Origin of the sequence: Alcanivorax sp. IL2 (assembly GCF_047495475.1) — a bacterium.
Lineage (GTDB): Bacteria > Pseudomonadota > Gammaproteobacteria > Pseudomonadales > Alcanivoracaceae > Alcanivorax.
Genome location: NZ_CP179932.1, coordinates 2,488,947 through 2,510,629, shown reverse-complemented (window position 1 = coordinate 2,510,629; position 21,683 = coordinate 2,488,947). Strand labels below are relative to the sequence as shown.

Sequence of the window (21,683 nt, the reverse complement as noted above, 5' to 3'; positions counted from 1 at the left end):
GGGACATGGTTAACATGATTGGCCATGTTCGAAACAAACAATAACAATAACAGCGGATAACTTGCCATGCTGACGTCCATGCTGGGTGTAGCGCTGATCTACTTTGCCGCCAATGAGTCGGTTGTAGTCGAGCCCCCCGAGAAAGGCGTGATTTATTACGAGCACCCCACTGGTGACGGGCCCCTGCGCGAGAGAGGGGTGGCCGTTAAACCGGTTTCTGAATTCCGTTATCACAATGTCACGCGCCAGGCGTACGACTATTCCTGCGGCTCTGCTGCCTTGACCACCGTATTGAATCAATATCTTGGACGCCAGTTCCAGGAGCGCCAGATCATGGAGGGGCTTCTGCGGTTTGGTGAAACCGAGAAAATTGTTAAGCGGCGAGGTTTCTCCCTTCTTGATATGAAACGTTTGGCAACTGCCTTGGGTCACCCCAGTGGTGGGTTCAAGGCAGAAATGAAAGACATCAAGAGCCTTGATCACCCGGCAATCGTTCCTATCGCATATGGCGGCTTCAAGCATTTTGTGGTGCTGAAAAAATATCAGGATGGCCATATATATGTGGCTGACCCGGCGTTGGGAAATATCAGCTTCACAGAATCAAAGTTTTTAGAGGTTTGGGACCAGAATGTTCTGTTCATTGTCTTTCCCAACGGTTTTGAGCCACAGGATGGTTTGGAGTTAACTGATTATGATCTCCGTTTGTTGGACGAGCGCACGATTAATCGGCTGGCCTTCCAGGAGTTTCCAGTGTTTACCAATACCATCGAAAACTGGGCAGATAAAGCCAGTACGCTTCGCCGGGTATTGATTGAGGAAGAGGATGGCACAGAGCGTGTGATCAATGTGCCAACCCGCACCTATTTCAGAAAATAAGAGCCTGCAGTGGCAAATAAAAAACAGAATAAAGGACGGCTTTGCATGAATATGAAGTCTGGAAAAGTGGCGGCGATTGCTGCACTCCTGCTTGCCCAGCCCGTTGCCTGGGCGGCTGAAAGCGTTGAAGAAGCACGCGATGCCCTGCAGACCAAAGAAGATGATGTGACCGAAGAAAAGAACCTGGAAGAAGTTTTTCAGGCGGCTGAAAAACAGTACTCCCTGTTGCCCAGTGGCCAGATGTCACTGAATTTCTCGGCAAACTATAACTACTACCGGGATGATCGGATTGACATCGCTCTGGATGAGGATAGCGGTAATATCAGCCGATTCCGGATTGAGCAGGATGCCCAGCACTCCTTCGGCTCCTCGCTGTCTTTTGATTATGGTATCTGGAACAACCTGACATTCAATACTCGGCTGCCGGTTTCCTACAAGTACGATACTGAAAAGGATGTCTCCCAGGCAGCCCTGGGTGATGTGTCTTTTGGGTTACGTTATCAGCCGTTCCCGGTGCGTCCCGGCGCGGTGAACACCACACTTTATACCACACTGACGACGCCGACCGGGGACAGCCCTTACGACATCAACGTTAACACTGAGGTGTCCAGCGGCTCCGGTTTCTATTCACTGGGCGGCGGCGTCAGTATGAGCAAGGTTGTTGATCCGGTGGTGTTGTATGGCTCATTGGGTTATTCAATGGCGTTTGACATTACTGGTATCAATCAGCGGCGTGGCTCGGATACCCTCGAAGAGGTGAACCCGGGGGACAGCATCAACTTTTCCATGGGGTTAGCTTATGCGCTGTCCTACGAGGTGTCTCTGAGCGCCAGCTATCAGCAATCCTATAATTTCGATACCGAGTTTTTCTTTGATGGTGGGCGTATTGCCCGCTCCGAAGACTCTACATCCAGTGTTGTGAATACCTCTATTGGTTTGCGCTCTTCCAAGAACCGAATCATTAACCTGAGTTTCGGCTTCGGTCTGACCGAAGACTCTCCCGACGTGCTGCTTGGGTTGTCCATGCCGATTGATTTCAGCGGCCTGAAACCCGGTGCCTAAGCCGATATTTGCAGTTGTGAGAGGCATGCCATGAAGAACAATAATAAGGCTTTGGTCTGCGGCCTGGCGGCTTTGCTGGCGGGCTTGTTTGCGACAAGCAGCAGAGCCCAGCTGGCTAACAACTTGGCGATTGATGTGCGTGCCATGAGCATGGGCCATGCGGTAACCGCTGATCCCCCAGGCATTATGGCCATTCATTTCAATCCAGCAGGGTTGGCCAAGCTGGACGGACGCAGGGTCGACTTGCAGTTTCTGGCTGCGGACTTCAGTTTGAACTCCGAGTTTTCCGCACCCCCTGACTACAATGTTTTCGGTTTTTCCGATGATCCGGTTGTCTGTAACGACGCACCCAACGATGGTGTGGATTTCTGTCGGGATTTCAAAACCGCCAATAGTACTATTGAGGGTATTTCTCTCTATGTGCCGTTTATTAACGATACGGTGGATTTGCCCCCTGGTCCTTTGATTGCTGGCCCTCTGCCGGCCTTTTCCATTCGTCCAGCAGGTTCCAAGTTCACTTTTGGCACCGCCACGTATCTCCCTATGGCGGCTGGTTTTTACCGTGATGAAGATGATGTCGGCAACTTTATGGGGGAGCGGGTAGCGCTGGAGCGTATTACTTATCTTTCTCCTTCGGTTGGGTATCGTGTCAATGATGAGCTCTCAATTGGTGCTTCCATCGGTATGAGCTTTCAGGCTGTGGCCCTGGAGCAGGATTTTCGTGCCCCCAATGAGCTGTTGGGTTTTGCCAGGGTGCTGGATGAAAGCATCTGTGCGCCTTTTAAAGGCGAGTCCAATATCGCTCTGGATCTGATTCTCTTCGGGATCTGTCGTCCGGAAGAGGGCTTGGGACCGTTCAAGAATCTGGCTTCTCTTGATGTGAAAATGGACCAGCGTTTCAGCCCTTCCTATAACCTGGGGGTACTGTGGGAGCCCCATGAACGTTTTGCCTGGGGTGCTGTGTACCGCTCTGCAGCCAAAACGCATATGCGCGGTGACTACAAGATCAGCTACTCCAATGCTGCCCAGGAGACAATTAATGGTATTGGCGGCTCCGCAACGGGGGCTATTGCCCTGGCGGTGCTTGGCATTCCTTCCCGTGTCGCAGCAGAAGAAGTGGGGCGTGTAAGCATGGATTTGACGATGCCCGCCTCTTTCCAGACTGGCATCAAGATCAGGCCCACAGAAAGACTGCAGTTCAACATCGATGCTGTCTGGGCCGATTACAAAGAGTGGGATTCTTTTGATTTCACCTTTGATCGTAGCTCTGCGGTACTAAGCTTGGCTCGTTTGTTTTCGCCTGGATCCACTTCGTCCCGTTTAAGTTACCCGCTGAACTATCAGTCCACCTGGAATCTGGCATTTGGTGCTTCCTATGATCTTACAGGTCGTATCCAGCTTCGTGCCGGTTACGAGCCACGTGCTTCAGCGATTCCGGAGGATCGGCGTAGTCCGCTGGTTCCAATCAATGAGGCGAAGTATTACAGCCTTGGTCTTGGGTATAAATGGGACAAAGACACCGATATCGATCTGGGTATTGCACAGCTGCGAAGCAAGGATGAAATTCCCGCAAATACAAGCTGTGCAGCCAACTGCACTGGTATCGACAATGTGGTCTATAACCCCTACGCCGGACTTGATATCAAAACTGAAGCTACGGTAACTATCATGGGCCTGGCGTTCCGAACTCGGTTCTAATGCAAAAATACTCTTTTCTCTATCCGCTGATACTGTTGCTGGCTGCCTGCCAAGGTCAGCCCGGGCAGGGTGAGCTCTACGTCTATACGGATGCTCAGGGGAACTTGGTCACCATCGAGAAACCCGAAGACAAAAAACCGATTGATGCTGATGGCAGTGCTGGTGGGCTTTCTCTTGCTGAGCCGCTGGAAGACTACCGGCCCAGCGAAGAGATAGACCAGGAGCTTGAGGATAAAGAGCGAGATCGGTTTATTACCTACGTGGACGAAAGTGGCCAGCTAACCAGTCGCCCAGTGGATATGGTGGCTGAACGGGAGGCGCTGGACAGGGTCGAACCGGAGTATGCTGAGGTCGCTGAGAGCGGTTTTCTGGAAACCTACCGCACTATACGGCAGGATTGCTGCCAGCATCTGCTGGAGGAAGCCGTCGAACTTGCCCCAGGGGCCGAAATTCTTGTTACTTTTGACCAAGATAGCCCGGTAATGCTGGGCGATGAGCCACTCAAGGCGATGGCCCTGACACTAAACAAGAATGTGACTACTCTTGATCTGAAGGCCTTCATTCGAAAACAGGACTACGTGGCCGCACAATTGCTGTGGCTTGATGAAGCTGGCCGACCGCTGCTTCTGATTGATCAACCGTTCAGCCGAAAATACCCGGAGACCTGGTACCGATACGGCTATCTGCAAGGAACCTTGCCGCGCGAACCCGGTCAACGTCACTTGGTAGTTTTCCTGCCTTACTTACAAGAGCAGTCGAGTACTGATGGGCTGCAAGCGGTGCTGAAAGGCGAGTTGCTGCTTTCAGCCCAGTGAATTCAGCCGGGTAGAACCCGGCTTGCTATTACAGGTAACGATTTATGCGACACCTTACATTAATGGCTTTTGCCGCCCTGGCGTTTGCTGGCTGTAATGGCGGCGAGGATTTTTCCGATGCCACGGTCCCTGGTTGCCCGCTAGGCGCTAACTGTGACATCAACCCTCGTGGTGATTCCCTGATTGAACTACAGGGCCCGCGTGTGGCGAACCTGGGTTATCAATGTGGAAACTCCAACGGTTATACCCGTGACGAGGCTTATACCCCTGCTGGCCTGAATATCGAAGTTCCTGCTTTCCATGCACTCTGTCCGGCTAACTCGCGTAGCGTTGAATTCTATATTGGCAGCGCTATTTTTGAAGGTAATCGGGTGACGCTGGGAAGCTACAAACTGCCGCAGCAATTGCGTAAGGGAACTTACCAGCTAACCCTGGCTGATCTGATTGAGTCACCCCGCAGGACAACCGTTCAAGACGGCGCGGTAGGCACTGCCAGCCCGGCATTGAACCGGTCCGCGTTACTGCATGCCCTTAATCAGCAGGGTAATGATCCTGATGCGAAGATTATCATCCCGGGTGACCCGAATCTCCCCGCAGACTCGGGGGATCCGAATACTATACTCGATGCCCAGCCTGAGCTTGGGGCAGAAAATGGTTTTAATTACAGCGATTTCGACGAATTCAAGGCGGCTTGGCAGGGATTTATCGACCGGGTTAACACGGAAACGCCTGTTGATGGATTTGCCAACGATACCGCTGCGTATGAGGGTCGTCTTGTAGAAGGAAATGATCGGACCCGCGCTGGTCTCTATGCCTTTGAAATTGCGGGGGAATGCATCATTTTGGAGGGCTGTGACTTCGGCGGGGAAGATGGTTCTACGGTGTCTTTCACACTCAACGCGTTAGTTCTGCCAGATGGAGATATCCTTGGTGGCGGCTTGGGTGTTCGGGCGTCAGAAGGTGGTAATGAGGTTCTGGATTACCTGGGCTTTAGTTCCAGTGCAGGGCTGTCGGACATCCTTGAACTTCAGAATCAGGATGATGATTCGCTTTCCGTCAATCTGCTAAGTGCAGGCATTGGTGATGCTCCAGCCAACAATACTGATGCCCAGGTTGCCGGACGTTTCCTCGGATCTAGCCTTTATGCGGGGGTGGATATCGACGGCAATAGCGATTTTAAGCTTGATTTCCCGAGTGCCGGCACAAGTTTGCAGGAGGAAGAGAAAGGGAAAATCACCGATAAGTTGCTGGATGAACAGCTGACAGGTGACCCCCTTCCATTCCGAGCCACCAAAACCGGCTTTGTGCAGGCTAAACCTGCTATCGCTGCAGAGTTGGTCGGTGATTACACTATTCGTTTAATGCGGGCCTGTGTTGATGATGATCTTGGCGACGATGATGACACCGGAGTGTGTATGGATATCGCCGACCCTGACGAAGATACAGATGAAAACGAAGAAATCAGCAATTCCGGGGGCAATTATCCAGAGACCTTGGGTGGCGAAACCGTAACCCGTGAGCGTGTTCGCATGGACGAGAATGATATCGGGGAATTCTGTTTGAGAATTAATGCGGATGGACTGGTAACCACTGGTGCAGGCGGCGCTTGCGGGAATGCTTATGGCGTTGGTTTGGTGACACGCAGTTTTGACGACCCCAAGAGCGCCAACCTGTCTATCCGGTTGGCGCCGGGCTTTGATCTCAGGGCTGACACTCCTCATTTTAATGCCACCATTGAAGGGCGGGTTGATTTGACGGTTGATGCCGATGATTGTGCTCCGCTTTATCGCTTGTCTGATGAGAATTTTGATACAGGCCTCCGTGCCCGTTGGGTAGAAGAGACTTTCTTGCCGCGAATCGTTCTGGCTGATTTCGGGGACGAGCCAAGCGATCCTGAAGTTCGCAGGTTCAATGCTCTGCGCAGCGGCGCGGTACAATTCTTCAGGGCTGGCGTTGCAGGCTGTGACCCCATGGCGCCATAAAGCTGAGACAAGTTGTCAACAATGCCTCTTGAAACATCCTGTTTAGGGGCGTAAAGTCCGGCCCGGTTGTTCAGATTGTCAACAATCGGGCTGTTTTATGTCTGTTGCTTCCCCGGGCTCCTTGCCTGAAAACACACGCACACTGGCAGATCGGGTCTTCGCCCGGCTCCAGGACGATATTGTGCGCGGGGAGATCCTGCCCGGTTCCAAGGTCAGCGAAACCGAACTGGCCAGCCGCTACGGTGTCAGCCGTGGCCCCCTTCGTGAAGCTATCCGCCGTCTGGAATCCCGCAAACTGCTCGAGAGAGTGGTGCACGTGGGCACCCGGGTCGCTTCCCTCAGCGTCAACGACCTGATCGAAATCTATCATGTTCGCGAAGCCCTTGAGGGCATGGCCGCCCGGCTCGCAGCGGAACATATGACCGCTGACGAAGTGCGCGGACTTTATGATGTGCTGGCCCAGCATGAGCAACAGCAAGATCTCCGTGAAGATGTCGCCTATTTCCAGCGCGAAGGGGATCTGGATTTCCATTACCGCATTATTCAGGGCAGCCACAATGCCACTCTCAGCCAGTTGCTGATCGGTGAGCTGTATCACCTGGTACGAATGTACCGCTACCAGTTCAGCACCGTGGCCAATCGGCCCCAGAAAGCCCTCAATGAGCATCGTCGAATTGTTGAGGCTATTGAGTCTCGTGATGGCGAAATGGCCGAGCTATTGATGCGTCGTCATATCAGTAGTGCGCGCAAGAACATCGAAAACCAATATACCGTGCAGGGTAATACCCTGTAGGGGCCATGCTCGCATGGCGAACGCTGTTCGCTTGCAGGCAAGCTCCTACGGCACATAACGAGGAGATCTACCATGAGCAAACTCACCGCCGGCGGTCGTTTCCGCAAGGCACTAGCCGAAGAAAAACCGTTGCAAGTGATGGGTACCATCAACGCCTATGCGGCTATGATGGCAGAGCAGACCGGCTACCGGGCTATCTACCTGTCTGGCGGTGGTGTGGCGAATGCCAGCTACGGCATGCCGGATCTGGGGATGACCAGCATGAATGATGTGCTGGAAGACGTGCGCCGAATCTCCAGTGCCGTGGAAACCCCGCTCCTGGTGGATATCGATACCGGCTGGGGTGGGGCGTTCAATATCTCCCGTACCGTGAAAGAAATGATCAAGGCCGGTGCCGGCGCCGTCCACCTGGAAGACCAGGTGGCCCAGAAGCGTTGTGGTCACCGCCCGAACAAGGAAATCGTGTCCCAGGAAGAGATGGTGGACCGGGTCAAGGCGGCTGTTGACGGCAAGACCGATGATGACTTCTTCATTATTGCCCGCACTGATGCCTTTCAGAAGGATGGCCTTGAATCGGCGATCGAGCGTTCCCGAGCCTGCATCGAGGCCGGTGCGGATGGCATCTTTGCCGAAGCGGTACACACCCTGGAAGATTACAAGGCCTTCAAGGAAGGGCTGGGCGACGTACCGTTGCTGGCCAACATCACTGAATTTGGCGCCACACCGCTGTTTACCCGCGAAGAGTTGGCTGAAGCCGGTGCGGACATGATCCTGTATCCGCTGAGTGCCTTCCGTGCCATGAACCAGGCCGCGCTGAGGGTATACCAGAGTATCCGCGAGCAGGGCCACCAGAAAGACGTGGTGGACATCATGCAGACACGCATGGAACTGTACGATTTCCTGAATTACCACGATTACGAGCAGAAGCTGGATGCGCTCTTTGCCAAGGGCAAGGGCTAAGAGATTTTATGTAGGATCACCTCTTGAGGTGTGAATCATGCCTTTGAATATATCGGCAAGCCGGTTCGCGCCTCGAGAGGCGCTCCTACAGAACTGAATTCGTATTGGCGAAATATTAGTTTCACAAGGAGATACACAATGGCAGAAGGCAAAAAACTCGGCGGCGCTGGCCTGCGTGGCCAGGTAGCAGGCAAAACCGCACTGTCCACCGTCGGCAAGAGTGGCTCTGGCCTGACTTATCGTGGCTACGACGTGAAAGATCTGGCCGAGAACTGTGAATTTGAGGAAGTGGCACACCTGATCCTGAAAGGGGAGTTGCCCACTCAGGACCAGTTGGCCACCTACAAAGCCAAGCTGAAAAGCCTGCGTGGTCTGCCTGATGCGTTGAAAACCGTGCTTGAGCAGATCCCCAAAGATGCGCACCCCATGGATGTGATGCGCACCGGCTGTTCCATGCTGGGTAACCTGGAAACGGAAACCGATTTCAGCCAACAGGAAGATGCCACCGATCGTCTGCTGGCCGCATTCCCGAGCATCATCTGCTACTGGTATCGCTTTAGCCACGACGGCGTGAAGATCGATCCGGAAACCGATGACGACTCCATTGGCGCCCATTTCCTGCACCTGCTGCGTGGTGAAAAACCCAACGAACTGCACGAGCGGGTGATGAACGTGTCCCTGATTCTCTATGCAGAGCACGAGTTCAACGCCTCCACCTTCACCGCTCGCGTTTGTGCGTCCACCCTGAGTGATTTGCACAGCTGTGTTACCGGTGCTATCGGCTCCCTGCGTGGCCCGTTGCATGGCGGCGCCAACGAAGCGGCCATGGACATGATCGAGAAGTTCTCCGATGCGGATCATGCCGAGAAAGAAATGATGGGCATGCTGGAGCGCAAGGAAAAGATCATGGGCTTCGGCCACGCGATCTACACCGAATCTGATCCGCGTAACGCCATCATCAAGCAGTGGTCTGAAAAGCTGGCCAATGATGTGGGCGATACCGTGCTGTACCCGGTATCCGTTCGTTGTGAAGAGGTCATGTGGCGCGAGAAGAAGCTGTTCTGTAACGCCGATTTCTTCCATGCGTCTGCTTACCACTTTATGGGCATTCCCACCAAGCTGTTCACCCCGATCTTTGTGATCAGCCGTCTGACCGGCTGGGCCGGCCACGTGTTCGAGCAGCGCGCCGATAACCGCATTATTCGTCCCAGTGCTGAGTACACCGGTGCGGAACTGCGCAAGGTAACGCCGATCGCCGAGCGATAAAAAACCACCCTCTCCCTGCCCCTCTCCCATAAATGGGAGAGGGGGCCCTCCAGACAGGTTGGGTTTAAGCTCCCCTCTGCCGCTTGCGGGAGAGGGGTCGGGGGAGAGGGCGCCTTTCCCCAGGATTCACCCCTGAACAAGAGTCCCAGGCTATGAACACCGAATACCGCAAACCCCTTCCCGGCACCGAGCTGGAGTACTTCGACACCCGTGCGGCTGTCGATGCGATCCAGCCTGGGGCCTATGACAAACTGCCGTACACCTCCCGCATCCTTGCCGAACAGCTGGTTCGCCGCTGTGCGCCGGACGCGCTGACCGATTCGCTCAAGCAGCTGATCGAGCGCAAACGCGATCTGGATTTCCCCTGGTACCCGGCTCGGGTGGTCTGCCACGACATCCTTGGCCAGACCGCACTGGTGGATCTGGCCGGCCTGCGCGACACCATCGCCGAGCAGGGCGGAGATCCTTCCAAAGTCAACCCGGTGGTGCCTACCCAGCTGATCGTGGATCACTCCCTGGCCGTGGAACACCCGGGTTTTGAAGAGAACGCCTTCGAGAAAAACCGGGCAGTGGAAGAGCGCCGCAATGAAGACCGTTTCCACTTCATCAACTGGACCAAGACCGCCTTTGATAACGTGGACGTGATTCCGCCGGGCAACGGCATCATGCACCAGATCAACCTGGAGAAGATGTCGCCGGTGGTACAGGTCCGCGATGGTGTCGCCTTCCCGGATACCTGTGTCGGCACAGACAGCCATACTCCCATGGTGGATGCACTCGGTGTGATTTCCGTTGGGGTAGGGGGGCTGGAAGCCGAGAACGTGATGCTGGGCAATCCGTCCATGATGCGTCTACCCGACATTGTCGGCGTGGAGCTCACCGGCAAACTGCGCCCGGGCATTAACGGTACGGACCTGGTACTGGCAATCACGGAATTCCTGCGCCGCGAGCGTGTTGTTGGCGCTTACCTGGAGTTCTTCGGCGAAGGCGCAGACAGCCTGTCCGTGGGTGACCGCGCCACCATTGCCAACATGACGCCAGAATATGGCGCCACTGCCGGCATGTTCTTTATCGACGACAACACCTTGGAATACCTGAAGCTGACCGGCCGCGAAGACAAGCAGGTGGCGCTGGTGGAAAACTACGCCAAAGCCACCGGCCTGTGGGCGGACAGCCTGAAGACCGCCGAATACGAGCGCGTGCTCAAGTTCGACATGACCAGTGTCGGTCGTAACCTGGCTGGCCCGTCCAACCCGCACGCCTTGCTGCCGGCCTCCGAACTGGCCAACCGTGGCATCTCCGGCAAGTGGGAAGAGAAAGAGGGCGAAATGCCCGATGGCGCGGTGATCATTGCGGCCATCACCAGCTGCACCAACACCAGCAACCCGCGCAACATGATTGCTGCCGGCCTGATTGCCCGCAATGCCAACAAGCTGGGCCTGATCCGCAAGCCCTGGGTGAAATCCTCCCTGGCGCCGGGTTCCAAGACGGTGAAGATGTACCTGGAAGAAGCCAACTTGTTGCCGGAATTGCAAAATCTGGGCTTCGATGTGGTGGCGTTCGCCTGTACCACCTGTAACGGCATGAGTGGCGCGCTGGATCCGAAGATCCAGAAAGAAGTGATCGACCGCGACCTGTACGCCACGGCGGTACTGTCCGGCAACCGTAACTTCGATGGCCGTATTCACCCCTACGCCAAGCAGGCCTTCCTGGCCTCGCCGCCGCTGGTAGTGGCTTACGCCATTGCCGGCACTATCCGTTTCGATATCGAGAAGGATGTGCTGGGGCACGACCAGGACGGTAACCCGATCATGCTCAAGGACATCTGGCCTGCGGATGAAGAGATCGATGCCATCGTCAAGGCATCGGTGAAGCCGGACCAGTTCCGCAAGACCTATATCCCCATGTTCGAGAAGAAGGGCGACGGTGCACGCGCTGCCAGCCCGCTGTACGACTGGCGCCCGCAGAGCACCTATATCCGTCGCCCGCCGTACTGGGAAGGCACCATGGCCGAGGCTCGTGCCCTGAAAGGCATGCGTCCGCTGGCGATCCTGCCGGACAACATCACCACCGACCACCTGTCGCCGTCCAATGCCATCCTGCTGGACAGCGCTGCGGGCGCCTACCTGGACAAGATGGGATTGCCGGAGGAGGACTTTAACTCCTACGCCACCCACCGCGGTGATCACCTCACCGCCCAGCGCGCCACCCTGGCCAACCCGAAACTGTTCAACGAAATGGTCAAGGACGAGCAGGGCAACGTGATTCAGGGGTCTCACGCTCGGGTCGAGCCGGAAGGCGAAGTGAAGCGTATGTGGGAAGCTATCGAGACCTACATGGATCGCAAGCAGCCGCTGATCATCATCGCTGGCGCCGATTACGGCCAGGGCTCGTCCCGTGACTGGGCGGCCAAAGGCGTAGCACTGGCAGGTGTGGAAGCCATCGTCGCCGAAGGCTTCGAACGCATTCACCGTACCAACCTGATCGGTATGGGCGTGATGCCTCTGCAGTTCGAGGAAGGTACCACCCGCAAGACCCTGGGCCTGGATGGCACCGAGATCTTCGACGTGGAAGGTGAGCGCGCGCCGGGTGCGACCATGACCCTGGTGATCCACCGCGCCAATGGTGATGAGGAACGCGTACCGGTGATCTGTCGGCTGGACACCGCGGAGGAGGTCTCCGTGTACTCCGCCGGTGGTATCCTGCAGAAATTCGCCAAGGATTTCATGGCAGAAGCCAGCTAAATCATTCGCCTGATAATGCGGGCAATGCCCCAACAGCAAACCGTTGGAGCCTTGCTCGCAAGGTGAAGAATTTGAAACCCCGATGGCTTCGCACGTCGGGGTTTTTTTGAAGGAGAAACTCGCATGGCTCATGCACCTCAAATTAAAGTCCCCGCCACCTATATGCGTGGCGGCACCAGCAAAGGCGTTTTCTTCAGCCTCACCGATCTGCCGGAAGTGGCCCAGGTGCCCGGCGAGGCCCGTGACAAACTGCTGCTGCGCGTCATCGGCAGCCCGGACCCCTACGGCAAGCACACCGACGGCATGGGCGGCGCTACTTCCAGCACCAGCAAAACGGTGATTCTGGCCAAGAGCGACAGCGCCGATCACGACGTGGATTACCTGTTCGGTCAGGTTTCCATCGACAAGCCCTTCATCGACTGGAGCGGCAACTGCGGCAACCTGACCGCGGCGGTAGGGGCCTTTGCCATCAACAACGGGCTGGTCGCCGCCGACCGCATCCCCGAAAACGGCATTGCCGTGGTACGCATCTGGCAGGTGAATATCCAGAAAACCATCATTGCCCATGTGCCCATCACCAACGGTGACGTCCAGGAAACCGGTGACTTCGAACTGGACGGGGTGACCTTTCCGGCCGCGGAAGTGCAGGTGGACTTCATGGATCCGGCAGATGGCGACGGCGCCATGTTCCCCACCGGCAATGTGGTCGACGAGCTTGAAGTCCCCGGCGTCGGCACTTTCCCGGCAACCATGATCAATGCCGGCATTCCTACGGTTTTCGTGAACGCAGAAGATATCGGCTACACCGGTACCGAGCTGCAGGGCGACATCAACGAAAACAAGGACGCGCTGCAGATGTTCGAGACCATTCGCGCCTATGGCGCCGTGCGCATGGGTCTGATCGACAACATCGAAGAAGCGGAAGCCCGTCAGCACACCCCCAAAATTGCCTTTGTGGCAAAACCCAAGGCTTACACCGCATCCAGTGGCAAGCAAATTGCTGAAGGAGAGGTGGACCTGTTGGTTCGAGCCCTGTCCATGGGCAAACTGCACCACGCCATGATGGGCACCGCCGCCGTGGCCATTGCCAGCGCCTCTGCAGTGCCGGGCACCCTGGTTAACCTGGCTGCCGGCGGTGGCGAGCGCGACAGCGTCACCTTCGGCCATCCCTCCGGCACCCTGCGCGTCGGCGCCGGCGCCCAGCATGTGAACGGCCAGTGGACCGCCACCAAAGCCAGCATGAGCCGCAGTGCCCGCGTGCTAATGGAAGGCTGGGTGCGCGTCCCTGGCGACTGCTTCTGATTTGTCTGTCCGACCTCGCTTTGCTAGCAAGGCTCCAACAACATTCACCCCTGTTGGGGTCTTGCTAGCAAGGCGAATACCCACCGATTTAGTCTTCTCCAGCCCTTGACCCTCCGCCATCCCGGGGCGACCCTGAAAGCCAACCCAGCCAGGGGAGGCTCCTGCCATGTCCGCCAACGTCGACCACAATGAACGCCCGGATTACGATCAGGAAATCCAGGCCATCGCCGACTATGTCCTCGATTACAGAATTGACTCGGAAGAGGCGTGGGACACGGCTCGCTACTGTCTGATGGATACCCTGGGTTGTGGTCTGCTGGCCCTGCGTTTCCCGGAATGCACTAAGCATCTGGGGCCTTTAGTGGTAGGAACGCTGGTTCCCCATGGCGCCCGGGTGCCTGGAACCCCGCATCGACTGGACCCGGTCAAAGCGGCGTGGGATATCGGCTGTGCTATCCGCTGGCTGGACTATAACGACACCTGGCTGGCAGCGGAGTGGGGGCATCCGTCGGATAATCTGGGGGCGATCCTGGCCGTAGCAGACCACCTATCACAACAGAGGGCGGCACAGGGTGGAGAGCCGCTGACAATGAAAGATGCCCTCGATGCCATGATCCGTGCTCATGAAATACAGGGTGTGTTGGCGCTTGAGAATTCCTTCAATCGGGTCGGGCTTGACCATGTGGTGCTGGTAAAAGTGGCGTCCACTGCGGTTGCGGCAAAAATGATGGGCGCCAACCGCGAACAGCTCTTGTCTGCGATTTCCCATGCCTGGGTGGATGGCCAATCACTGCGTACCTATCGCCATGCTCCCAATGCGGGTTCGCGGAAATCTTGGGCCGCCGGGGATGCCACCAGTCGAGCCGTGCGGCTGGCCGATATTGCCCTTAGGGGAGAAATGGGTATACCCGGTGCCCTTACCGCAGAACAGTGGGGCTTCTACGACGTGCTGTTCTCCAAAACCAACAAGGATCAGAAGGTCAAACCTGACGCGGAGCGAAAATTCCGTTTTCAGCGGGACTATGGCTCATACGTCATGGAGAATATTCTCTTCAAGCTTAGCTTCCCGGCAGAGTTTCATGCGCAGACCGCCTGTGAAGCTGCTGTTACGCTGCACGCCCAGGTAAAGGATCGTCTCGACCTGATCGACAAGATCGAACTATTCACCCACGACTCGGCCATTCGCATCATTTCCAAACAGGGTGCGCTGGCCAATCCGGCCGACCGGGACCACTGCCTGCAATACATGGTTGCCGTACCGCTGATATTTGGTGAGCTGACCGCCGAGCACTATGAGGACGATTTCCACAAAAGCCATCCTCTCATCGACACCCTGCGGGACAAGATGAAGGTGCAGGAAGACAAGCAGTACTCAGCGGATTACCACGACCCGGCCAAACGCTCTATCGCCAATGCCATCCGGATAGTCTTCAAGGACAGCACCCACACGGACAAGGTGGTCGTTGAGTATCCCATTGGTCATCGTCGTCGCAGAGAGGAGGGCACCCCCGTTCTGGAAAGCAAATTCCGACGAAACCTGCTGACCAGTTTCCCGCGAGCGAGAGCAGAACGTATTCTAGAACTCTGCCGGGACCGTGATGAACTGGAAGCCATACCCGTTAACGAATTCATGGACATGCTTGCGTTGTAGGCCTGTAAAGCCAAATGGATCAGGTCTTTCCCCCGTAGGAGCTATGCTCGCATGGCGAACCCGCTTAGTCCCTTAATATCCGTACACCATTCCTACATAGCCTTGGCATCTACAGTTCTCGGCAAAGTGTGCATATTTGTAACAGATCCTCGCTTTTGGTAGCGCACGTATATTCATAGAAAGTGTAAACTTGATGTTTACAATCTATAACGTATTGAAATTAATGAAAATTTAAACCTAACATCATGTAGTGTTTGTGTTAACACATGTTGTCTAGCGTTATCATGCTGTGTAGTCTTGTGGCATAAGTAACCAGTCCTGCCCAAAAACCGTTCACGGTCAGACTGATAACAACAAGACAGAGGTCACAGTGCGGCGCAACAACTCCCTTTCCCACATGCTGCTGGGAGCGGCCCTCACCCTCGGCGCTTCCCAGGCAATGGCTCTGCAAGAGCTGGATGACTCCTCGCTGTCTGATGTGCAGGGCGCAGGTTTGGCCTTTGCAATGGATGATTTCAGTTTTCGCTTTGCACCTACCAGCTATATAGAACTGACCGGAACCCAAGCACAGGGTGCAGGTTGGGAACGGGGTGATGCCCGTTATTACGGCCTTTCCATTACCAATGGGGAGCAAATCGCCGGTATGGATTGGCATGGTTCAGGCTGTGGCTCCGGCGGTGCTTTTGGCAATGATTACCTGGCTTGCCCAATGGGTACTGACAATGGTGGGGGAATCGGTGCCTTTGCCTCCATTTACGACCCCTACGTCCTGCGTGCCTACCAATACGAAGGCTATGACTATTCGGGCGCTTACCTCAGCACCCCTGCAAATATGCCTACCGTGATGGAATTGATAGGCCCCAGCGATACTGACCGCTGGCGCTGGTCTTTCTGGGGTGAGCTTGAGGTGGATCGGTTAAATAACAATCCGGCCGATGGCGCTCTCAACAATAGCTATAACGTTGGTGGTGCCGATTTCCTCCAGAGCCAGACCATAATCCACGGCAAACCGGTAACGACAGATGGCAGGCCCGCGCGACTTAGACTGATGCGCACCACTGGTATGGACTCGGCACTCTACCCTTGGGCTGACTCAAATACGTTTGGCATCACCTATGAAAGTGCTCTTTCAGGTGACTTCCGCTTCTCTGTGCGTCAGAAAGCAAACTCTGAAGATCGCCTGCATTGGGTGCCGGACTTTGAAGATAATGAAGGCATGTACTTCAAAAATGTTGATGCCTACCTACCTCTTGGACAATTGCACTACCAAGCACTAACTCTCGATGCAGTAAGAAGTGGCAGCGAACGCGGTAACTTTATTATCGAATTAACCCAAATTCCCAATATTGCTGCAGTTTATGAGGATTTTTACTGCGTTGGACCTTGCAATATTGTCAACGGAGAAATTCAAAACCCCAACAACGATACGCGTGGTTATGTACGCTGGGGGGATTTCACCCGTTTCGACGATCCTGGGTCCACTGAAGGTTTTGCAGTACCGGGTGCACAATCTACCGATAACGGTATCTACTTTGTCAGTGGCGGCACCGGCGCCGGTACGGTGATCCCTGATGCGGTCACTAATCTTGGGATTTCCAGGATCGAAGGCATGCGAATCAACCATATGAAAATCACAACTTTGGGGGCAGGGCTGTGACGACTTGTGTTAAAAAGCTATCTGGTTACCCATTAATTTTTTTGCAGCGCCGTTTCGTGGTGTCTTTACTTGTGATGCTATTTTTGAATGTGAACCCTGCGCAAGCACTTGAGCCCATGGATGATACAGAAATGGGCACTGTTACTGGGAAAGAAGGGGTTCTGATCAGCTTGCAATATTACTACAACAGCAGGCCGCCTCATGACGTTGCTAATGATGAAGACATTGGGTCCGCTAACGCTGATTGTACTGGTTTAGCAAGTGTGAACTGTCGTCTTGCTTTGCAACTTGAGAATCGCGACTTTGGTTGGTTGGTCTTCAAAAACGGGCATGCCTCACTGGAAATGAACCGTTTGAGTCTGGATGCCGCATTTCTTGGCGGCGATCCAGAGGCAGAAAATGGGGTCAGTGCTGCTAACAAATTAATAGACCTCAATGATGAAAAGTTTCGTAATGAGTCAGGAGATTGCCTGTTTGGGGACTGTACAAAATCATGGATTGATAACTCTCCTGCTGTTCGAGCTCAATACCCTGAGAGTGGCGGAATCTATACGGCAGGTAATGCAGGCCAACCAGGAACCAGTCAAGGCTACAATGACGTTCTCCTAGGGGTTTATGTTCAAGGGCTAGCCGTGGAATATAATGAGCCAGAAATCGGCGAGACTTGGGCTGCAGCACCTGGCTGGCAGGCAAACAACTTTGGTTCATTTTTAGGCTTCGAAATTGCCGACAATAATAGTCACCAGGCTGGCATTGCTATCGGTGGCAACTTCTATATGTACGGGTTCTGATTATGAAAAAACGCAGAATAACAATAAAAAGCGTTTATTTCTCAGTGGCTCTTCCTGCCGCACTGTTGGCTTCAGCCATTCCAGCTAATGCCATGCAGGCACTTGATGATAAAGATTTAGCCGGTGTATCTGGTCAAGACGGCCTGACAATTAATCTCGAAGCAAGTGAAGGTTGGAGTGCCGACGCTGTTAAATGGAAGCCGGATGCGACCGAGCTAAGCCTCAATAATATCAATTTAGATGGAGTAGGTGATGATGGCACCATGGCTGGTGCTGACCAGGCCGCAGCTACTTTTACGGTTGACGCTGGTACTGCTGGTGATGGTGTGCCGCTGATGGCGCTGGGTCTTCATACAGACAGCCGTATACGTGTGCGCACTGATTCGTTGACTATTCCTTCCGCAAGCAACTCTCGTTCAATGGGGACGTTTGCCTTCGACTTCGAAGGTGGTATCGACCTTGTTAATAATGGCATTTTTAACATGGGCTATGACAAGGTCTACCTGCTGGGTGAGATCCGAGATGCAGATCTTTTTTATCGTCAAGGAGACGATACTAATCCTTGGTTAGCTCTGCATGATTTTGCTCTTCGTTGGGAAATTCAGGAAGGCACCTTGGGAGTTGATAATCAGGGCATCGTGCATCGAGCAGGTAACCCGTTTGACCCAAACGCAGTTTCTGGCCCTTCATCAGAAATACCAACGTCTTCTAACATCCAAGCTTCAGATTTGATCAATTTAGCGTTGGACTTCGATTTAATCTATGGCCAGAAAGTTGGTGCGGAAGAGTTCCGCATTACTAATAACGCAAGAGGTTTAATGCACTTTGGTTTTCTCGGTAGCGTGCGTGACGCCGAACTCAAGTGGATGTCAGGCGGTGTTTGGCAAGGAGCAACTGCCGGAGCCTTTGACCCATATGGTGCAAATGCTGTGACTTCGGAAGGTTTACGCTTTAGCTCCCAATGGGACTATGTGAATCTCGATGACATTGCTGCAAAGAGTTTTCTTTCTGCTGACAATGAATTCCGCTGGAGGCTTGGTGAAACTGCCGATGTTGCAAGTTTAGATCAGTCAAGAGTTAACTTTGAGCTCGGTGACTGGACCATGTGGGGCGTACGGACAGAGCGCAAACCGTCGGCTCACTATTTTCCTTTGATTGCTATAGATGTGATTAATGGAGCAGGGCAAGGCCCTGGTGGACTCTGCTGGGGCCATGGAACCAATTTTCAGGCCTCCGGTTGTGCTGGTGCAGGCGGGCAGTTTATGAATATTCAGCCTGGGCGGATTGGCAATTATTACGGGTTTACCCATGGCGGTGATTCCGGGGCTCTTGCCATTGTTGTTCGCGATGGGCAACTTCAAGCGTACTCTCGTAAGGTGCGGCTTCTTGAGAGGCAGTCAGATGGTGAAACAGTAAATACCCGAGAGTTTAATTGGGGGCTCATATATTCACTGGCGAATATTGATGCCAACTTTTATTTGTATCCCGGTGGTAGTCGTTATGATTCCGGGTCTGCTTCTTATGTCGGCGGAGATGGGATTATTGCTGATATCTTGCTCAAGTCACAAACTCTTGACGCTAGCAATGAACTACAGACTCAGAATTGGGATCACGGCACACATTTGATGATTGCTGATACTGAAGCCAGCATGGGTATTGGTTTTATGAGTTCAAGTTTTGTGGTGGCTGGTAACGATACCCGGATATGGGTAAAACCACAGGTTGGAAACGACTATTACTCCGGCGGCCTCGATATTTTTTCCCCTGAAGCACGGTTCAACTACCGTGCCACCTTTGGTGGAGGTTTGTTACCTGGACATCCTGACTACGACCCTGAGAGTACAACTCGTGCTCAGACCGTCAATGGAGCCAATCTGGATTTGAATTTGGAGGGTTTGGTAAATCTAAGATTTTCACCATCTGATCCTGCTTCTACATCTGGCAATAATTATTTGGGGTATAGCGGCGCTTTGAGCCTCGGTACTAGCCACAGCGATGGTATGTTAGGCGGCACGACTGACGTGTCAAATTGCGGCTCTTTAGGAGATTCAAATTGCGGTAGTTACCTTTCTATCGCTGAACCGAGTCAGCCTGAAGCAGCAATTAAGCTTGCCAATATAACTGGCGATCTTGCCTTTACTGACGGCAGGGTAGACATCGTGGGGACTAATGAAAGAGCAATGAGCCCTGAGCCCAAAATGATAATCGCTAATAACATAAAAGTCGGCTATGCGGCGGCAGCTCATCTGGGTAGTGTTCTTGATACTGTTCCAGGTATTTCAAGTGCTAATGCGGGACAGCCGGTAATAATTGACAGCATTATGCTAGGTGACGCCAAGCTTGGACGAATGGTTATTCCTTCGGCACAAATTTACTCAAGTATCACACTAGAACCTCAAAGTGCAGCAATACCATTCTCTCCGTAATTGTAAGAAATGTTTACCTTGCATATGCATCTGGTCGACCAAACAACAGAACAGGCAAAATGATGAGCAACCAGAGAATAATGATAAAGGCCGCCATTGACGCTCTCGCCTCTCTAGGGATTTTTATTCAGAGAGCTTTTTTTTCATGAAAAAGACCTTTTCCAATGAGTGTCAGAACTGCTCTGGATTTACCCGTGGTTTTTTATTCTCTCCAATCCAGGCTAATAAAGCAGGAATAGCGTTGGCATTTTGTATGACGGCTATTTTGTTGAGTATTGCTTCACCGGTCACTGCAATGACCGAGATGGCTGACAAAGAAATGTCTAATGTGTCTGGTCAGGCGCTATTGCAAATGGATAAGGAGTTCACCAATGGCTTTACGTTTTATAAAGCGGGCCTTGATGCAAAACTTGAACTAAATACAAATTTCGAGAAGCTGCAGTTAGGCTGTGGCGGAGTTAATGGCCCTGGAGCTTGTGATTTAGATATCGACAATTTTTCTCTAGGTTGTGTTGCTGATTCATCAGGAGCATGCCTTTCTTTGGATCCACGTGGGCGCCAAATTCCGGGTGCCCCAGCTGGAACTGCCAGTCAGCTGAAAGACTTTTTGATTGAGCGTCCTTTTTTTCAGTTTGCTATAAAAAATGATAATTCAAAAACTCTCAGGGAAGTGGTGGGTATTCGGCTAGGTGGTGAGGATGTATCCGGACCCTTAAGCTTTGGTTCACTAAATACTTTCAGCGGGTATATGTCTGGCCAAGCAAACCTGGAAATGCAAGGCGCAGACAATGTTGCTATTACCTGTGCATATGCAGATCGCCCTTGTGTGGCTCCAGGTGCTGATACGAGCGGAATGAACAATGGTGGCGCCAGTAGCTGGGGATCTCCTCCTGCCGCTTGTGGTTTTTTTGGTTGTAATAGAGCTGGGTTGCCAGCCCCAGAAGGTGGATATCTTAATCTCGGTGACGATATGATTCTTGATATTGGGATTGCGTCTATTCGCTTTCAGGAAGCTCTGGTTAGTTATGGCACAGTTACCCGAAATGGTAATTCGGTTCTTCTCAGTGGCAACCGTCAAAATCAGGCGGCAGTAAGTGGTATTGAGCTTGGAGGAGTTGTTAATAGCCTTGTTTACGGCAACAACGATGGTTCTACCAATGTTGGTGCCTCTCCCCTTGAATTGGCTGATACTGATGCTGGAGCATTAGTTGGTATTTTTGGTCCTACATTACTTCCGTTGCTCCGCGGTGGGGTCTCAGATCAAATTAAAAGACAGCTTGCTGCAGGCCTGCGAATTTATGATCCTAATGAGGCAACGAATCAAGCTATAATTAATAGTAAATCTGATGGAGCTATCAACACTGATCTAAACAACTACGATCTTCCATTTAATGTGACAAATGTGCATCAAATTGATGTGACCTCTGATCTTTTTGGGCTTTCTTTTCAAAAAGAAGATGTTCAGTATCCAGGCTATGTTGAGTCAGTAAAAAGAGGATGGGCTATGTATGCTCCTGACGCTTTTACTTTAGATATAGCTCAGCCTGTTACAACTTTTGTTTCTGGTATTACCGGTTCTTCAGCCGCAAGGGATGGCAATATCGTTGGGCTAGAGCCTCCATTTAAGAACTGCTGGGGAAGCGCTAGGTTTTGTTGAATA

15 protein-coding genes are annotated in these 21,683 nt (G+C 53.3%); all 15 read left to right on the top strand.

Translation table 11 applies throughout. The annotated features are described in order from the left end of the window. Positions 1-66 precede the first annotated feature (66 nt). The 15 genes from ACMG4N_RS11650 (at position 67) to ACMG4N_RS11580 (ending at position 21,680) form a co-directional block, all read left to right on the top strand. Positions 67-876, top strand: a complete 810-nt coding sequence (locus ACMG4N_RS11650; RefSeq protein WP_273009530.1) for a C39 family peptidase — start codon at positions 67-69, stop codon at positions 874-876. Between the two features lie 9 nt (positions 877-885). Next, complete coding sequence (locus ACMG4N_RS11645) at positions 886-1,938, top strand: transporter (RefSeq protein ID WP_414431753.1); 1,053 nt, start codon at positions 886-888, stop codon at positions 1,936-1,938. A gap of 30 nt (positions 1,939-1,968) precedes the next feature. Next, positions 1,969-3,636 (top strand): outer membrane protein transport protein, encoded by a 1,668-nt coding sequence (locus ACMG4N_RS11640; protein WP_297764031.1) that lies wholly within the window; start codon positions 1,969-1,971, stop codon positions 3,634-3,636. Continuing rightward, a complete protein-coding gene (locus ACMG4N_RS11635) occupies positions 3,636-4,451 on the top strand; it encodes a MalM family protein (protein ID WP_297764028.1) in 816 nt (271 codons plus the stop codon). Before ACMG4N_RS11640 ends, ACMG4N_RS11635 begins: the two co-directional genes overlap by 1 nt. A 44-nt stretch (positions 4,452-4,495) precedes the next feature. Next, positions 4,496-6,433 (top strand): hypothetical protein, encoded by a 1,938-nt coding sequence (locus ACMG4N_RS11630; RefSeq protein WP_414431752.1) that lies wholly within the window; start codon positions 4,496-4,498, stop codon positions 6,431-6,433. A 97-nt stretch (positions 6,434-6,530) separates the two neighbouring features. Continuing rightward, a complete protein-coding gene (locus tag ACMG4N_RS11625; protein ID WP_273009520.1) occupies positions 6,531-7,226 on the top strand; it encodes a GntR family transcriptional regulator in 696 nt (231 codons plus the stop codon). A 72-nt stretch (positions 7,227-7,298) separates the two neighbouring features. Next, a complete protein-coding gene (gene prpB, locus ACMG4N_RS11620) occupies positions 7,299-8,186 on the top strand; it encodes a methylisocitrate lyase (protein WP_273009518.1) in 888 nt (295 codons plus the stop codon). 138 nt (positions 8,187-8,324) lie between these two features. Beyond that, entirely contained in the window at positions 8,325-9,452 is a 1,128-nt protein-coding gene (gene prpC / locus ACMG4N_RS11615; RefSeq protein WP_297764020.1) for a 2-methylcitrate synthase, read from the top strand. 152 nt (positions 9,453-9,604) lie between these two features. Next, positions 9,605-12,196 carry a Fe/S-dependent 2-methylisocitrate dehydratase AcnD gene (acnD, locus tag ACMG4N_RS11610; RefSeq protein ID WP_414431750.1) on the top strand — a complete coding sequence of 864 codons (2,592 nt, stop codon included), beginning with the start codon at positions 9,605-9,607 and terminating at the stop codon, positions 12,194-12,196. Between the two features lie 123 nt (positions 12,197-12,319). Continuing rightward, positions 12,320-13,498, top strand: a complete 1,179-nt coding sequence (prpF, locus tag ACMG4N_RS11605) for a 2-methylaconitate cis-trans isomerase PrpF (protein ID WP_414431749.1) — start codon at positions 12,320-12,322, stop codon at positions 13,496-13,498. A gap of 166 nt (positions 13,499-13,664) precedes the next feature. Next, the gene (locus ACMG4N_RS11600) at positions 13,665-15,149 is read left to right on the top strand and encodes a bifunctional 2-methylcitrate dehydratase/aconitate hydratase (protein WP_414431747.1); all 1,485 of its coding nucleotides are present in this window, start codon (positions 13,665-13,667) and stop codon (positions 15,147-15,149) included. Positions 15,150-15,519: 370 nt separating this feature from the next. Continuing rightward, positions 15,520-16,806: a hypothetical protein gene (locus ACMG4N_RS11595; protein ID WP_414431746.1), complete on the top strand. Its 1,287-nt coding sequence runs from the start codon at positions 15,520-15,522 to the stop codon at positions 16,804-16,806. After that, positions 16,803-17,597: a hypothetical protein gene (locus ACMG4N_RS11590; RefSeq protein WP_198030598.1), complete on the top strand. Its 795-nt coding sequence runs from the start codon at positions 16,803-16,805 to the stop codon at positions 17,595-17,597. Before ACMG4N_RS11595 ends, ACMG4N_RS11590 begins: the two co-directional genes overlap by 4 nt. Positions 17,598-17,599: 2 nt before the next feature. Next, on the top strand, positions 17,600-20,023 hold the full coding sequence (locus ACMG4N_RS11585) for a DUF6160 family protein (RefSeq protein ID WP_414431744.1): 2,424 nt from the start codon (positions 17,600-17,602) through the stop codon (positions 20,021-20,023). Positions 20,024-20,168: 145 nt separating this feature from the next. Then, complete coding sequence (locus tag ACMG4N_RS11580; protein ID WP_414431742.1) at positions 20,169-21,680, top strand: hypothetical protein; 1,512 nt, start codon at positions 20,169-20,171, stop codon at positions 21,678-21,680. Positions 21,681-21,683 lie beyond the last annotated feature (3 nt).

What these genes read in the sequence shown, in the direction of transcription:
- ACMG4N_RS11640 (WP_297764031.1), top strand. Translation starts at nt 1,969, where the DNA reads ATGAAGAACAATAATAAGGCTTTGGTCTGCGGCCTGGCGGCTTTGCTG.
- ACMG4N_RS11635 (WP_297764028.1), top strand. Translation starts at nt 3,636, where the DNA reads ATGCAAAAATACTCTTTTCTCTATCCGCTGATACTGTTGCTGGCTGCC.
- prpB (WP_273009518.1), top strand. Translation starts at nt 7,299, where the DNA reads ATGAGCAAACTCACCGCCGGCGGTCGTTTCCGCAAGGCACTAGCCGAA.
- ACMG4N_RS11650 (WP_273009530.1), top strand. Translation starts at nt 67, where the DNA reads ATGCTGACGTCCATGCTGGGTGTAGCGCTGATCTACTTTGCCGCCAAT.
- prpC (WP_297764020.1), top strand. Translation starts at nt 8,325, where the DNA reads ATGGCAGAAGGCAAAAAACTCGGCGGCGCTGGCCTGCGTGGCCAGGTA.
- ACMG4N_RS11600 (WP_414431747.1), top strand. Translation starts at nt 13,665, where the DNA reads ATGTCCGCCAACGTCGACCACAATGAACGCCCGGATTACGATCAGGAA.
- ACMG4N_RS11625 (WP_273009520.1), top strand. Translation starts at nt 6,531, where the DNA reads ATGTCTGTTGCTTCCCCGGGCTCCTTGCCTGAAAACACACGCACACTG.
- prpF (WP_414431749.1), top strand. Translation starts at nt 12,320, where the DNA reads ATGGCTCATGCACCTCAAATTAAAGTCCCCGCCACCTATATGCGTGGC.
- ACMG4N_RS11630 (WP_414431752.1), top strand. Translation starts at nt 4,496, where the DNA reads ATGCGACACCTTACATTAATGGCTTTTGCCGCCCTGGCGTTTGCTGGC.
- ACMG4N_RS11585 (WP_414431744.1), top strand. Translation starts at nt 17,600, where the DNA reads ATGAAAAAACGCAGAATAACAATAAAAAGCGTTTATTTCTCAGTGGCT.
- ACMG4N_RS11580 (WP_414431742.1), top strand. Translation starts at nt 20,169, where the DNA reads ATGAAAAAGACCTTTTCCAATGAGTGTCAGAACTGCTCTGGATTTACC.
- acnD (WP_414431750.1), top strand. Translation starts at nt 9,605, where the DNA reads ATGAACACCGAATACCGCAAACCCCTTCCCGGCACCGAGCTGGAGTAC.